Genomic DNA, 14966 nt, shown 5'->3' on the forward strand with positions numbered 1-14966 from the left:
TCATGAAAATAAGTAGTAAACACTCCTATCCATTCCAGCCCCTCACATCAATCTTGCCCGTAACCGCAGCAGAGATTAAAGCGGTACGACGTTCTTGCATGAGTTGGATAGCATTATTTGATTGTTCTAGAAGGCTATCTATTTTCTTAGTTTCTCTTTCAATATAACTTACTATGTCTGCGCGCTCTTCTTCAGGTGGAAGACAGATTATAAACTTAGAAATCTGCTCAAAATTCAAACCTTCTCTATTACCACCTGTTTGAATAGAATCTATTTGTTCTTTAACTAGAGATGACTTTAATACAAATGCGATGAAGTAACGCATTGATATAGGCAACCTAACTATACAAACGTGCTGATTTACGTTTGCCTCAATAAAACTATTCGGTACTATACACGTACGTCCTATTGAGCCGCCTGTGACATTTAATAAAATATCCCCTCCTTGAACCTTAGTATTACTCATTTCTTCGTGAATAATCTCTGAGACAAACACACTCTCAGATTTATCGACTCTTAAACCACTATCATAAACATTTTGACTACGAATAAACAAAACACCTTCTTCCTGATAAACCTCAGCTCCACCTCTAGGTGTTTTACCACTGCCAATTTTCGAGGTATGAAAACCTAATTTAGTAACTTCCCAATGCTCAGGCACTTCTCCCAACCACTCAACGCCCAAATCTTTCATCGGTGCATTAGGATTTAAGCCTTTAGTCACCGCATGACTGATCACCGCTTGTCGCTTTTCTTTTAACAGTTGGATAAGGGTTTGCTGTTTTTTGATTAGGGTATCGATTTGGGCGGTTTCATGGTCGAGGAAGTTGGCGATTGTTTCAGCTTCTTCATAAGTAGGCTTAAGAATAATCGCATTTCTTATCAACTCTTGATTAAGAATCCTTGCTCCATATATATTTGTAGATGCATTTTCAATTAAGAATTTTGGTAAAACATAGTATAAATATTCAAGTGGTAGCAAAGAATCTGATGTGAAAGATGCAATAGCTTCATTCGTGTACATATCACAACCAGCAAAAGATACAGAGCCTACAGATAATTTAAAGCTATAAAGTAATGAGCCTTTTGGAGTTATATCCATAGAGGCTTCTTCAGCGGCTTTATCTGAGATTCTCTTTACGGTATCGGTAATTATTTTCCCTCTCAAATCAGATATATTCGCCCAAATATTCTCACCTATAAAATTAGAATCATTACCTGTAGGGGGTGTCCAGCCTACTTGAAATGGAGAGATATACTTAATTTTACTCATAACCCAATGACTTGGTATAACGTCAAGCCACTCAACGCCTGATTCTTTATATCCCTCATATTGCCGATACTTCATTACCAATTCAGCCATTACGAATGCACCTCGCCCAATAATTGCATAATCTCAGTGCTGACCGCATCCAAGTCTGCATCAATCGTAGCCAGCGGACGTGGCGGCTCATACACATAGAAGTGACGGTTAAACGGTATCTCAAAGCCCACGATACCAATCTCTTCATCGATGGCATCTGTCTTATCGCCATTGATCCACGCATCAGAAACATGTGGCTGTACCTCACGGGCGAAGTAACTTTCAATCAGCTCAGTGGTCGTCACCTCAGGATTAAGCGGTACGTTTTCATAATCACGTAGGTCGCTGTCCGTTTGGAACTCAACTATTTTGGTCTTGCTAGCAGGGTCGGTATAGCTAAACGCACCATAAAGCGGATTGGCAACCTTAACCGCTTTTTTGATGACGGGTTCTGCCTCAGGGTTTTTCCAAGTGATGGCATCCATCAGTTGCTTTTTCTCTTTAGCATCAAGATTCAAATCACTATCTTTTAACGCTTGTTTGAGCACTTTTTCAAACTCGCTGAAGTCATCGAATTGGTTTTCACCGATAGCCGCTTGCAAGGCTTTGGCTTTATTCATGATCTCAAGCTGATCCTGCCAAATCTTGGCATCGATCACGTCTTTTATTTGCTTTTCTTTTAGCTCGCTAAAGTCGGCTTTAATCATCGCGCGGGCTTCTAACGTGACCGCTGATAAGTCACCATAGTTATTATTCTCGCTATTCATTGTCCAGTCACCACCAAAGGCCTCATATAGCGCTGGCATGACCATATCGAATGGTTTAGAGGCATAACGTAAGGTTTCGATAGCATCATCAGATAACTGAGCCGATAGACGTAGCGGACGCTCAATGGTGATACGGCGATAGCCAAACTCATGAGTGGCAAATATCTTACTGGCAAAGGTCTTAGCAGGTTCAGCTTTAGGATTGGCAGACTGACGGCCACGGTTAGACTTCACCTCTTCAGGCTTATCGAGCACACGCGCATCAACCACCTCAAAGTCACCAAAGCTACGGATAATGGTCTTGATATCGTCATCGCTCATCTCGTTACGCTTTGAACCAAGGGACTTACGCATCTTGCTGTATAGGTTACTGCCATCGATTAATTGCACGTGACCTTTACGCTCAGACGCTTTCTTATTACTTAATACCCATACATAGGTAGCGATACCCGTGTTGTAAAACATATCAGTAGGCAGGGCGATGATTGCCTCTAGTAAATCTGCTTCAAGGATATAACGGCGAATCTCACTCTCGCCACTCCCTGCGCCACCTGTGAATAGCGGTGACCCATTTAAGATAATACCGATACGGCTGCCCTGATTGCTATTTTGAGTGCTGCTGCTATCCGCATGTTTAGTATTATCAGTGATCGGACGCATCTTGCTAATCAAATGCATCAGGAACAATAGCGAACCATCAGACACGCGCGGCAAGCCAGCGCCAAAACGACCGTCAAAGCCTTTTTGCGTATGTTCATCATTGATCTCGCCTGATATCTTTTTCCAATCGACCCCAAACGGCGGATTCGATAGCATGTAATCAAACTTCTCACCTGCCAGCTGATCACTAGACAAGGTATTACCTAGCTTAATGTTATTCACCTCTTGCCCTTTAATCAGCATGTCAGCTTTACAGATGGCATAAGACTCAGGGTTGAGCTCTTGCCCATAGGTACGCATGACCGCATCAGGGTTAAGCTCTAGCACGTATTCCATACCAGAGGATAGGAAGCCGCCCGTACCTGCTGTAGGGTCATAAATGGTGCGAATGATGCCGTCTTTGGTCAGTGCGTCATCATCTTCCATAAATACCAGTGAAGTCGTCAGGCGAACGATATCACGCGGGGTGAAATGCTCCCCTGCCGTTTCGTTCGAGCTTTCAGCAAAGCGGCGGATTAACTCTTCAAAGACAAAACCCATTTCATGATTAGAGATAGCCTCAGGGCTGAGATCAGTATTGGCGAATTTCTGCACCACTTTATAAAGCAGATTGGCGTCTGCAAGCTGACCGACAAACTCTTCAAACTTAAAGTGCTCAAATATCTCGCGCGCATCTTTAGAGAAGGATTGCACGTAAGTGTTGAGGTTGTCTTTGATATCGCTTTGACCCATCTTGCTTAGATCCATCGGCGAGATATTGTAGAACGGTCGCTTGCTAGCACGAATGATGAACTTTTCTTGCGCTTCCTCTGGCAGACCCATATCAGCGATACGCTGGTTCTCAGCGACGACAGCGGCTTTGGTCTCTTCTAATACGCACTCTAGGCGGCGCAGTAGTGTGAATGGCAAGATGATACGGCCGTATTGAGATTGCTTAAAATCACCACGTAGCAGGTCAGCGACAGACCAGATGAAAGCCGCTGTTTGAGAGAAGTTTTTGGTCATGGAGTTGTCTTATTTTTTGTTGGGCAAGGATAAAAATTTGGTAAAGTTCTCGAAATTATATCAGGTATATAGGTAAGTTACAGACATGGCAGGTGTTGAAGAGAGATAATTATTAAATGCCATATATAGCTAGAGTAATGATAGTTTATAGCAATCGACTACTCCTTAACGGGCACAATAAAAAGCCCTATAGGTATCTAAATTGACACTTATAGGGTTACATCATATCTCGGCTTCATTACAACCATTAACTTCGTGTACTGATATTTAAAATTGTTGCTTCATGGCTATTTCTTCGAATAAAGCCTTATAGCCAACTTGATCAGTGACATTAATCACTGTTCCATTTACCATCGTAATGCCAAGTTTATTTCTATTGATAGAATTAGTTGGCATGAAGTTATCATCAAAACTGGCTTTCCATAGCCAGTTTACATCCACCCAATGCTCTACTTCGTTCAAAACTTTATAGTCATGACCTTCATAATGATTAACGACAGCACCAACCGCAATAATTCGATTCTCATTATGGTACAACAACACAAGATCGCTTTTCTTAATCTTATCTACTTCCGAAGCTCGATCATAATAGGCAGAGGCTTTATTTTGTCTTAACATATACTTGAAGCCGTTAGGATTGCCATTCTCTCCTTTCGTATTCGTATTGACTAACCATACTTTCATCTTTTTCCACTTTTGTTTATGAACGAGCCAAAAGTATACTGTTTATAAGCAATTCTGTGTAAGCTAATTTGCGTCCTAAACATTACATGAATTTAGGAGCGAAAAGTAGATAGCTATAATCTTTAATTATTACTATCAAAAGACTCTGTATTACGCGAAAACGTATGACCAAAAGAATTATGTACTGGGAAACATTATGATCAATACATTTATATATCTAATGAATGCCTACTTCTATCAAGACTGGTGGGCGGAGTATTCTGAACATAAAGCGAATGATAAGGACGTACTCATGCGTTTTGTAATTAAAGAGAACACAGAGATTTTAAACAGTTTAGTTCAAGACCTTGAATATATACTAGAGAACAGTCTTGCAAAAATAACTTTCGAAAGTAACAGCTTTGACTTCGATCCAATATTAAATGGCTATGCTAGTGAGCAAGCATGGATTGAGTCAGCTTATAGAACACTTATTTCTGAGATTAGATCATTATAAATTCCGTGTCAGTTTATGGTGATTTAAATAATATTATTTTTACCTATAAAAATAACTGATGATTTATTTATTAAAACCCGTACAATACAGTAACAATAGTGTTTGAATACATTAACTTGAAGTAGAGAATAACATGGCTCTAATTAGTTGCCCTGAATGCTCTAAAAGCGTCAGTGATCAAAGTGTTTCCTGTCCTAATTGTGGTTTCCCTACTCCTAAATCCGAGACGTTCAATAGCCATGTCCCACCTCCTTTATCAAAGAAAAATTACAATAATAGTAATTCAGTAGCAGGTAACCGTAAAAGACAAAAGAATAGTGGCTGTTCTGGCGTAATTATCTTCCTGCTCATTATTATAATTGCTATCGGCTACTGGCTTATGGATAGTTATGACAGCTACACAGAAAAAGCAAGACAATACAGCGAAGAGCAATCAGAACCATCTGAAGTCGAGGAATCATTACTTGATTCTGAATTAACACAGATACCAATGTTACTTTCTGGTTCAGGTGAAGATGGGCGCTATTTCCTCATCTCTCATTCTACATCTTATGAACTTGAACATATTGATTATGTACGCAGAGGGAAAGAAAGTGACGCTTATGGGCAGATGCAAATTAACTGCAAAAGTAATGAGATAAGAAAAAGCTCATCCGAGAGTTTAAAAGCCTTACCATCAGCAGATTTAGGGGATTGGTATACACCAACACCAGATTGGACTGATCAAGATATTGTTAATTTCATATGCAAATAGCCGCTAATAACTTAACCGAGCAAGTGTGAAACCATCTTCCTAAATTTAAGTGAAATTTATAGCTTTCTTAAACTATGGACAAATAAGTTTCAAATAGGAAGAAATATGGCTTTAATCAATTGTCCTGAATGCACACACACAATTAGCGACCAAAGCGTCTCTTGTACTAACTGTGGGCTCCCAACTTCTAAAATGAGTTTTTCTATTCAATGCCCTGAATGCTCTGAGTTCACCAGTAATCAAAGCAACTCCTGTACCAGTTGCGGCTTTCCTCTTGTGAAATCTGTACCATCTAAAGATATTCAACTTTCACCCGAGGAACTTAAAGAGCTTAATCTTCTTAAGAAGCTTGAAAAAGTTGGGAAACCTGACGACTACGGAATTTTCAATCATACAAATATGTTTATCATTAGCTGCATTATCATTTACTTTCTAGCTAAAGAAGATATTCACCACATTTTACAAAGTTTTTAGGATTATCCTCACATTGAGAAGAACACAGCGTAAGTAACGATTGATATTAAAACGATCACTAAAAAATTATAAGAAGCGGAAAATATATGGCCATTATTGATTGTCCCGAATGCACACAAAAAATTAGCGACCAAAGCGTCTGTTGTACTAATTGCGGGTTTCCAACTTCTAAAATGAAGTTTTTAATGAAATGTCCTGAATGCTCTGAGTCTATTAGTAATCAAGGTATCTCCTGCACTAATTGCGGCTTTCCTATTGCTAATATTGCACCGTTTAAAGCTGTTCCGCCTCCTTTGCCTACCAATAACTACACCACAATCGTACATGTAAACCGTAAAAGTAAAGGTGTTGCAGCATTGTTAGCTTTATTCTTAGGAGGCTTTGGAATACATAAATTTTATTTAGGTCAAACTCTCTGGGGTATTTTGTATCTATTATTCTGTTGGACATTTATACCAGCGATAATCTCTATTTTCGAAGTAATAATTCTTCTATTTATGAATGAATCTGAGTTCAATAGACGTTTCGGTTAAATAGTCATAATACAATATTTCGATAATGTTATAAGATAGTTAGAGCTAAAATCCTACTTCTATAGTAAAAGCTTTAATTACAGGCGAATGATTAAATGTAACTTGCCGTTATAGAATAATGAGAAAAAACCTACCATCGGCCATTTGAAATAGAGTTATGCTGATGCACCAAAATTTTTCAAGATAGCATCTCTATACTTATCTATCAAAATAGGTAAGTAGTGTTATTCCGTCTCTAGATAAGACTAACTTCCATAAACTCTAATGATATCTGCTTAAAGTCAGTTAATTTATTCTCGTTAACATAATTATTTTGTAAACAGCTATGAGTAAATTTCCACGTCATAAGCAGAGAGTAATAATACTAAAATGTTGTACATACTGTTGTTCATATAAATAAATATATTTTAATTAACTTTATTTATCAATGTCTTACGTTACTTGATTGACTCCCGCCGAGCGCACCAATCATTGTATTTACTCCTTCCCTAGTATTACCTCATATTCATAAAGCCCTTTACAATTATCACGCCTGCTTGGATCAATCAACCAAACTTAAAAGCAGATACTTGCGTTTTAAGCACTTGCTGCGAATAAATCTGACTACCCTGATCGTGACCTGCGGCGCCTACCACTACCATCAGAGGCAGCAAATGCTCTTCTGTACCCAATTTATGACAGTCCAAAGCATATGGCGCTTGCGACCATTCAGTAAGTGCCTTACTACGCTTGTCCGCATCAGCATTGATTGTTTTGGTCAGCCATTTATCAAAATGCTCTGAAGGCGCAGTGAAATTTGCATCACCATAACCGCGCATGTTGTGAAAACTCATCCCGCTACCAATAATCAGTACACCTTCTTTGCGCAAAGAAGCAATGGCTTTGCCTGCCAACAGATGCGTTTTGGGATCAAGATCTTGACGCAATGACAATTGCACGATCGGAATATCGGCTTCAGGAAACATCATCTTTAAAGGGATAAACACTCCATGATCAAATCCCCGCGCCGCATCTTGCTCATTGTCTAAACCTACCTCAGCGAGCAGCTTACCGACACGCTCAGCCAATAGTGGCGCTCCTAGTGCCGGATAAGTCAGCTCATAAGTATGCTCAGGAAAGCCAAAATAATCATAAATTAGATCAGGTTGCTTGCTAGCGGTGATGCTAAAGGTTGGCGTTTGCCAGTGTGCGCTGATGATCAAAATCGCTTTCGGACGCTCGGGCAGACGACTTGGGATGCTTTTTAAAAAATCGCCCAGCTCTGTCCACGTGTCCGCAGGTTGCCAATCCATAAAAAAGCAAGGCCCAGCTCCATGAGGGATAAAAAATACAGGCTGTGTGACTGATGTTGATTCATGACTCATGGCGTTTACCTCATTACTCTTCATGTGGACGATAAATAAAATAGCGAGAGATATAACTATTAAACGTTAAAAATATTAAGTTTTAAAAGTGATCTATTAATCTCTTGCTTCTTAGCTAATTGAATGCCAAATAGCTAAATGTTTTTAGGACCTAATGGAACAATACCATTCGGATTGAGCGCCTTGATAGAATAATATCCCGCCTTAATATGAGCTAAATTTACTGTCGTGGCGATACCATCTATTGCTAGTAGTCGTAACATATAAGCATGAAGATAACGCATGTCTTTGATTAAGTTGCGATTACATTTGAACAAACCATAGTAAGCGGCATCGAAGCGCACCAATGTCACTAACAAGCGAATATCAGTTTCGGTCAATTGCTCGCCAAATAAGTATCGGCGATGATCACTCAAGCGCTGCTCAAGAGAGTCGAGCGTTGCAAACACTTGCTGATAAGCTTCTTCGTAAGCCATCTGCGTTGTGGCAAATCCAGCTTGATATACCCCATTATTTAGATTGGTGTATATCATCGCGTTTAGGGCATCAATATCAGCAGCCAACCCACTGGGGTACAAATCAATCTCGCTCGGCACCAACTCCGAAAAAGCAGTATTAAGCATTCGCAAAATATCAGCGGACTCATTGTTGACGATAGTGCCCGTTTTTTTATCCCATAATACGGGTACGGTGGCTCGTCCGCTAAAATTAGGATCTACTTGGGTATAGAGCTGATGGACAAATTGAACGCCATTAATGGTGTCGATATCTGCTCCATCAAACCCACCAAACTGCCAGCCTTGATTGCTAAGCGCTGGATTAACAACCGTGACCTCAATCATCTTTTGCAAGCCTTTTAGCTGGCGTACGGCCAAGGTGCGTGATGCCCAAGGGCAGATCAGTGCCACATATAAATGATAGCGACCTTTTTCTGCTTTAAAGCCACCAACACCAGTCGGACCTGGTTGCCCATCTGGGGTTATCCAGTGACGAAAAGAGGAGGTTTGGCGAATAAAACGTCCCGCTTCATCTTCTTTTTGTACTGGCTGCCAGTCTTCTGTCCATTCGCCATTGATTAGCACGATCATATACTCCTAACGATTAAATACAGTGTTGGGTTTGCCTATCATAAGACACGATTGCTATTAAACGCGGTGAGATTTGTCTGACAACGCTTTATCTATACTTAAGTAACCGCCGCCTTGTATCGACAAAGAGATTAGAGCCACCATCAAGGTTAAGGCGTATTCGTAGCCATTATTAGAGGCAAACAATCCATTACTGATATGAACAGAGAAAATAGCAACCAGCATGGTAAAAGCAGCAATTACAGCAGCAGGACGTGTTAATAAGCCAAGTACTAGCGCAATACCGCCAAAAAACTCTGCGCTGCCTGCCAATATTGCCATCAAGTAACCAGGCTCGATACCGATACTGCTCATCCAGCCTGCTGTACCTGCCAAGCCATTGCCGCCGAACCAGCCAAACAGCTTTTGCGCGCCGTGAGCGGCTAAAATTAAGCCCACTGGTACACGCAGGATTAAAGCGGCATAGCCAGCTTTCGATGCTAAGATTTTATTCAATAGTGATTTGTTCATTTGTGATTACTCCATAACGCTCAGTTAAGATAAAAGGGTTAGCCACTTGGCATGAACCTACTTTACTATCAACGTTAAAAAAGAGTAAGACCAATTATATTGAATAATTAACAACAAAACGTTGATAATCAGATTGAGAATAGAGGGAAAGGTAAGGGTAAATAGTTAGATTAAATCAGACAAATAGATAGGAAGCAGTGACATAGGTGCACGTTCGTGGCGTCATTGATTAAAAATAGCGATGGGAAATTAGATATCATTGAATAGAGTTTAATATAGTATGCCGTATCAAACACAAGGCTGCATATCAAAATGCAACCTCGTGTTTGCTTGCTTTAAACGTATTTTGCCCATTTTACTTTTACTCTTTGGGTCGTACTGGCACTACTGTCTTCTTCATCTTCTCCACTTGGTAGTGTGATTACCGTGCTGTCATCATCAACACCATTAAAATCAATACTGGTTGAGCCACCTAATTTAGAGTCATTACCTCCGTGGGATTTTGACATTGCTGCTGCCAAGATGGGGCCTTTAATAACTGTCCGACCGCTTGACTCTAGCTTATTCCCAGCAATAATACTGCCTTCAACCGTTGCTTGAGCACCAAGTCTGATATCTCCACCATCGTAATTTTTAGAGCATTTGTCCATCGACGTAGCATTCTTACAAGACCCTGACAGTAACGCTATATTACCTATAGTAGGTAAGCTTAATTTTCTATCTGGCGTACATAAATTGGTTGGCATTGGGAAATACTGTGAACCACATGTTTGCTGAGCACCAGCATGGTTGGGTGCTTTCAAGGTAATGCTACCACCATAATCGATATCATCTGTTGCAATGATTGTATTTGCATATTTGCCCATACTCAAATTGACTTTGCCTTTAAAAAACAGCACACCACTGGCGATTGAAAGTTCACTGTTTTGTGTGTCTCTTAATAACCATTCATTATTTTTATAAGTAATGATTTGATTTATCCAGCTATAGTTTTTAGCAAAATTACCAACGACTTTGCTTGTACAATAACCTTCATTATCTACGGTCTTGCATAGGTAACCCCATGATTGGGAATAATTAACCTTTGTTTTTCCAAGATAATAGCTATCTTCGGCGATACCCTTAACTTGTCTGACATAAACCTTGATTCTATCTCGATTATCAACGCTAAAAACATAGTTGGCAGATTCTTCATACGCCAAGGCATTAACCATTGGCTTTTTATCTATCGTCACTTCCACTAGCGCACCTGTTGGAGAGGCTACTTTTGCACCTTTTGGAAGCGTAACAAGATTTCCTTTATTGCTAGGACAGGACTTAAAATCCACTGCAGATATTTTTTCGTAGTTACTCCAGTATTCACTGACACACTTAAAAGTACCGCCGCTTTCGGCTGTTTTTATTGTATTCCATAAATCATAGTCAATATCTGAGTTTGCAAAAGCATGATGGATAGTACCGTTTTTCACATCAATTTTTTTCTCTGCTACTGCCTTAGTAATAGTGGGACCTGCCTCAACTTTGATAGACTTTTTTGTATCGATACTATTAAAGATACCGCCACTTTTAATATCCACATTACCATCGGCATAAATATCTTTTATAGACACACCGCCTGTGGTCTTCACCTTACCCTTTGCCGAAACCAAAGAATAACTGCCGGAGGCTGTTAGTTCTACATCACCATTTGAATAGATGTTCTCTAAGCCTTCAGCACCGCCGCCACTAATACTGACATCGTCTGTTGTTTTGAGCTCACGAACACCTTTGAGCCCTGAACTGGTACTAAACTTCCCATCAACACTGACCACTGCGTTTTTTACACTATCTGAAAACTCGATACCTCCGTCTGCAATAAGGTCGCCATAAAAGTTCATTGCATTTGGAAACACCACAACCTTTTCTGAACCTGGGGTTGCTGTTGAGCTATCTGTATCAAAAGATATCTCATACACAATTTTTAATGTCGAAGCGGCTTTCGCTTTTTCACTGATGTTTTGAATGTTTGTAGTGACATAATATTTTTGATTGTCTGTTCCTATTTTTTCAATAGAAATGTTATTTACTTTCATTTCACGGTCATCTGATATTTTAAGTATTAGGCTTTGACCGTTTAAATCCTGAATATCTTGAGGATTGAGATTGTTTAAGTATTTTCGAAAGGTTTCCACCCCTGCCCAAGCACCAGACTCCACATTCGTCAACGCATGACTCGATACCAAGCCTTTTTGAGATGTATTAATATAATAGGCAGTGCCCACAGCCGACGCTGTCACCGCCAGCCCAATAAGTAGAACCATAAGAATAGTTGCAAAGCCAGACTGTGTACTAGGGTTCTGTTGACTATCTATTAACATAAATATGGCTCACTAAGAGGTAATGTTCAAAAGGCATAAGGGAACTTGGATCGAATCCAAACCCGCAATACTCTGTGTGCTTGTTTTTGCAGAGATGGTGACCAAAGGATGCAGCTCAGGATTCTCTTGTGTTAACGCGCCAAAAGGCGTACAAGCAGAGGGGTGTTCTACAAAATTGACTTGCTGAGGATTTGAGTGGTCTGATGAATAGTCTTCTAAATGTGCCAATGTACTTTTTGTGAGCCAAGTAATTTCATTGAGGGGTTGAGTGCTGTTGCAGCTAGTATTGTTTTCAAGAAGGATGAGGTTTCTTTTACTGTCTGTACTTTGGATGTCGGCAAGACCTTGACAGACAATACTACCATTGTCTTTGTAACGCCATAATAATGCGGATGTGCTTTGCGAGTTGATAGAGATGGTGGCAATCAGTAAGTTGTTTTGTCCTTCTAGACCAAATCCAGCATTCTGTACATACAAGTGTGATGTGGTCAAACCGTTTTGTAATTCAGCATCGTGTGTCGCTGCAACACGTGACACCACACCCGTTTTAACCATCGTACGATAAGCACTCAGCACTCCAAGAAGACACAACATGGATATGAGCATACCGACCAATAGACTAATGAGCGTTGCTCCCGCTTGGTGTCTCATCATAATGATTCCCCTACGGTAATTTTTCCGCCTAACGTCGGTACTTGTATGTCAAAGCTAATTGGCTGCTGTTCCGTAAACGTTGTCTGGTAAGTGGGATTACTTGTATTACCAACAACTTTAATGTCTACGGTGCCACAATTTACCGTGATATCGGTCGCCGCATTTTCCTTGGGAAGTGTTATTGTGGGTTTTGAGTTACCTGCACACCAATCAGCTTTTTGCTCTGTCGTTGCCATCTGTAGCTTACTGCTCAATTCATTGATAATGATATACTGAAGGTTGTTTTGCTGCTGGCTGGCCAGCATTCGGCTGGTGCTATAGACTGCACCCAAAATAACAATACTTGAGAGCACTACAGCAATAAGGGCTTCTAGCAAACCGACACCCGCTTGATTTTTCTTAGCTGAGGTTGAGTGTTTCATCGATAGACCCATTAATTAATCTAAGTGATAAATTCAGACCACAGCTTCCACTGTCATTTGTAATCTGGCCAAAGTGGTTAAAAGAAAAACAAGCGAAATCAGTAGCATCCGTATTTTTAATCTCGATTGTGCTACTAAATACATATTTGAATACAATAGGGGTTAAACAACTGGCCGAATCTGCTGCCGTCGTTTTGTGAACTGAAAGTACGTGGTTAGCTTTGTCAAAACAAATTTTGCTTGCTATATCAGCTGTCTGTTTGGGAAACTCATTACGCATTGCCGTAGACCTGGCTAACGACATGGCACTTTTTATCGACATTGCCGCTTTGTCTAATTCCATCTGCTTAGACCAAACACTGGTCAAAGAAATGCCAACTGTTGCCAAGATACCCAGTATCGCAATAGTGATCATGAGCTCAATCAGACTTACCCCAGCCTCCCTCTCATTGATGCTTACCATGCACTGCCACCTTCACAGCTTGAGGTGGCCGTTCTGATATTATTATTGGTAAGCGTCAATATACAACCATTAAGGTTGCTGGCGGTATCAGCAGTAGCGATGAGCGTATAACCTGTTCCGTTGCCTATTTTGGTGCTTGAAAAACCAAAGATGTCCGTCTTACTGGGCGACCACTGGGGAAAAGCAGCCGAAAGAGTGGTTGTAGAGACGTAGTCCTGATTAGGATAAGAGAGGTTACGTTGATAATGATTTTCGAGTACCAGACCTAACGATATTAGGTCGGTTTGTGCCGCCTTAATATTGGTTCTCTTGATATATGATGTATACACAGGAAGCGCAATCGCTGCCAAAATTGCTATGATTGTTACCGTAATCATTAACTCTATAAGAGTAAAGCCTGATTGATTATTAAGACTTTTTTTAACACTATGATGCATGGAATAGATCCCGTATAAAAAACCACTCGTATTCAAATTGAATAGAAACCATATACATAAATTTTCGAAACCAATAAAAAAAGAGCCTATAAAACACAGCTCTATATAAAAAAATATCAGTTAACACTTGTATACAGAAATCTTAATTTTTTATGATCCTATGCAGCTCCTTAAAAAACTCCCTTTTATCAATTGGCAACATTTTTTTACGTTTATTAAATACAATTTTACCATTTTAAAATGACATTGATAGTTATATTTTATCCTGCCGAGTTCACACCATAAATGTGAACAATATTTTTAATTAAAAAACAATTTTTTATGAAAGAATAAATCTCATCAAAAAAATGAGTAAATTTTTGATTTAGAAAAGATTTTTATTATAAATTTTTATCATTTTTTTGTTTCTTAACGCTTATATTTAGTTCGAAAAAATACATCAAATCGGCTAAATAAAATAGTTCATAAAAACATAATGCGGCCAATAAAAAATTACGGTTGCAAAAACTATAGTATTATGCTCGTATCATTGTCTACATATTCAACTAATGTCAATCCTGTTTAATACTGTTTCTATCCCACTCTTATTTTAAAAATATAAACCTATGTCGGATTTTTGAGCAACTCGCTTAGTTGAGCATGACTTGGAACATAGTGATAATTAATCACAGGCACATTCCCAAGACGCCGCTGACCCGTGGCAATTTTTTTATCAATGGTAATCATGGCAATTTTTTTGTCTTGCTGGCTCAGCAACAAATGGTTTGTTTTACGCGTGACTCGATAATCAGGAAAGTGCTGTTTTAATAGGGCCAACGTCTTTTGCAAACTATCATTAGTAGGCGTTTTGGACTGCCCACGATGAGAAGCGTCACCCGATTTTATACCGCGCGACTTTGCTAAGAGCCATAACACTACAATCACAGCGAACAATATGACAAGCCACCAAATTCCGTCTATCATAAAAAGGGTATCCATTATCAGCAAGGGTTGGC

15 protein-coding genes are annotated in these 14966 nt (G+C 39.7%); 3 read left to right on the forward strand and 12 right to left on the reverse strand.

All coding sequences use genetic code 11. The features are described from left to right. Nucleotides 1–25: 25 nt before the first annotated feature. The 3 genes from AAJP47_RS12640 to AAJP47_RS12650 form a co-directional block, all read right to left on the reverse strand. Nucleotides 26–1363, reverse strand: a complete 1338-nt coding sequence (locus tag AAJP47_RS12640) for a restriction endonuclease subunit S (protein WP_346718251.1) — start codon at nucleotides 1361–1363, stop codon at nucleotides 26–28. Further along, on the reverse strand, nucleotides 1363–3735 hold the full coding sequence (locus AAJP47_RS12645; RefSeq protein ID WP_346718252.1) for a type I restriction-modification system subunit M: 2373 nt from the start codon (nucleotides 3733–3735) through the stop codon (nucleotides 1363–1365). The genes AAJP47_RS12640 and AAJP47_RS12645 overlap by 1 nt, the downstream gene beginning before the upstream one ends. 267 nt (nucleotides 3736–4002) lie before the next feature. Further along, entirely contained in the window at nucleotides 4003–4419 is a 417-nt protein-coding gene (locus AAJP47_RS12650) for a DUF8426 domain-containing protein (protein WP_346718253.1), read from the reverse strand. 196 nt (nucleotides 4420–4615) lie between these two features. On the opposite strand from AAJP47_RS12650, the gene AAJP47_RS12655 reads away from it, so the two are divergent. The 3 genes from AAJP47_RS12655 (at nucleotide 4616) to AAJP47_RS12665 (ending at nucleotide 6676) form a co-directional block, all read left to right on the forward strand. Then, on the forward strand, nucleotides 4616–4915 hold the full coding sequence (locus AAJP47_RS12655; RefSeq protein WP_346718254.1) for a contact-dependent growth inhibition system immunity protein: 300 nt from the start codon (nucleotides 4616–4618) through the stop codon (nucleotides 4913–4915). A gap of 133 nt (nucleotides 4916–5048) precedes the next feature. Then, nucleotides 5049–5669: a hypothetical protein gene (locus tag AAJP47_RS12660; RefSeq protein ID WP_346718255.1), complete on the forward strand. Its 621-nt coding sequence runs from the start codon at nucleotides 5049–5051 to the stop codon at nucleotides 5667–5669. Between the two features lie 560 nt (nucleotides 5670–6229). Further along, nucleotides 6230–6676, forward strand: a complete 447-nt coding sequence (locus AAJP47_RS12665) for a TM2 domain-containing protein (protein ID WP_346718256.1) — start codon at nucleotides 6230–6232, stop codon at nucleotides 6674–6676. A 545-nt stretch (nucleotides 6677–7221) separates the two neighbouring features. On the opposite strand, the gene AAJP47_RS12670 is transcribed toward AAJP47_RS12665, so the two are convergent. The 9 genes from AAJP47_RS12670 to AAJP47_RS12710 form a co-directional block, all read right to left on the reverse strand. Next, nucleotides 7222–8040 carry a DODA-type extradiol aromatic ring-opening family dioxygenase gene (locus AAJP47_RS12670; protein WP_346718257.1) on the reverse strand — a complete coding sequence of 273 codons (819 nt, stop codon included), beginning with the start codon at nucleotides 8038–8040 and terminating at the stop codon, nucleotides 7222–7224. A 134-nt stretch (nucleotides 8041–8174) separates the two neighbouring features. Further along, nucleotides 8175–9128, reverse strand: coding sequence for a glutathione S-transferase family protein (locus tag AAJP47_RS12675; RefSeq protein ID WP_346718258.1), 954 nt, complete (start codon nucleotides 9126–9128; stop codon nucleotides 8175–8177). Between the two features lie 57 nt (nucleotides 9129–9185). After that, the gene (locus AAJP47_RS12680) at nucleotides 9186–9638 is read right to left on the reverse strand and encodes a DoxX family protein (protein WP_346718259.1); all 453 of its coding nucleotides are present in this window, start codon (nucleotides 9636–9638) and stop codon (nucleotides 9186–9188) included. Between the two features lie 335 nt (nucleotides 9639–9973). After that, nucleotides 9974–11995, reverse strand: coding sequence for a hypothetical protein (locus AAJP47_RS12685; protein WP_346718260.1), 2022 nt, complete (start codon nucleotides 11993–11995; stop codon nucleotides 9974–9976). 12 nt (nucleotides 11996–12007) lie between these two features. Continuing rightward, nucleotides 12008–12649: a PulJ/GspJ family protein gene (locus tag AAJP47_RS12690; RefSeq protein WP_346718261.1), complete on the reverse strand. Its 642-nt coding sequence runs from the start codon at nucleotides 12647–12649 to the stop codon at nucleotides 12008–12010. Further along, entirely contained in the window at nucleotides 12646–13071 is a 426-nt protein-coding gene (locus tag AAJP47_RS12695) for a prepilin-type N-terminal cleavage/methylation domain-containing protein (RefSeq protein WP_346718262.1), read from the reverse strand. Before AAJP47_RS12695 ends, AAJP47_RS12690 begins: the two co-directional genes overlap by 4 nt. Continuing rightward, the gene (locus tag AAJP47_RS12700) at nucleotides 13049–13534 is read right to left on the reverse strand and encodes a pilus assembly FimT family protein (protein ID WP_346718263.1); all 486 of its coding nucleotides are present in this window, start codon (nucleotides 13532–13534) and stop codon (nucleotides 13049–13051) included. Before AAJP47_RS12700 ends, AAJP47_RS12695 begins: the two co-directional genes overlap by 23 nt. Further along, nucleotides 13528–13971: a type IV pilin protein gene (locus tag AAJP47_RS12705; protein WP_346718264.1), complete on the reverse strand. Its 444-nt coding sequence runs from the start codon at nucleotides 13969–13971 to the stop codon at nucleotides 13528–13530. The genes AAJP47_RS12700 and AAJP47_RS12705 overlap by 7 nt, the downstream gene beginning before the upstream one ends. A 603-nt stretch (nucleotides 13972–14574) precedes the next feature. Then, nucleotides 14575–14934, reverse strand: a complete 360-nt coding sequence (locus tag AAJP47_RS12710; protein WP_346718265.1) for a hypothetical protein — start codon at nucleotides 14932–14934, stop codon at nucleotides 14575–14577. Between the last annotated feature and the right edge of the window lie 32 nt (nucleotides 14935–14966).

It is taken from the genome of Psychrobacter halotolerans, from assembly GCF_039680845.1.
Lineage (GTDB): Bacteria > Pseudomonadota > Gammaproteobacteria > Pseudomonadales > Moraxellaceae > Psychrobacter.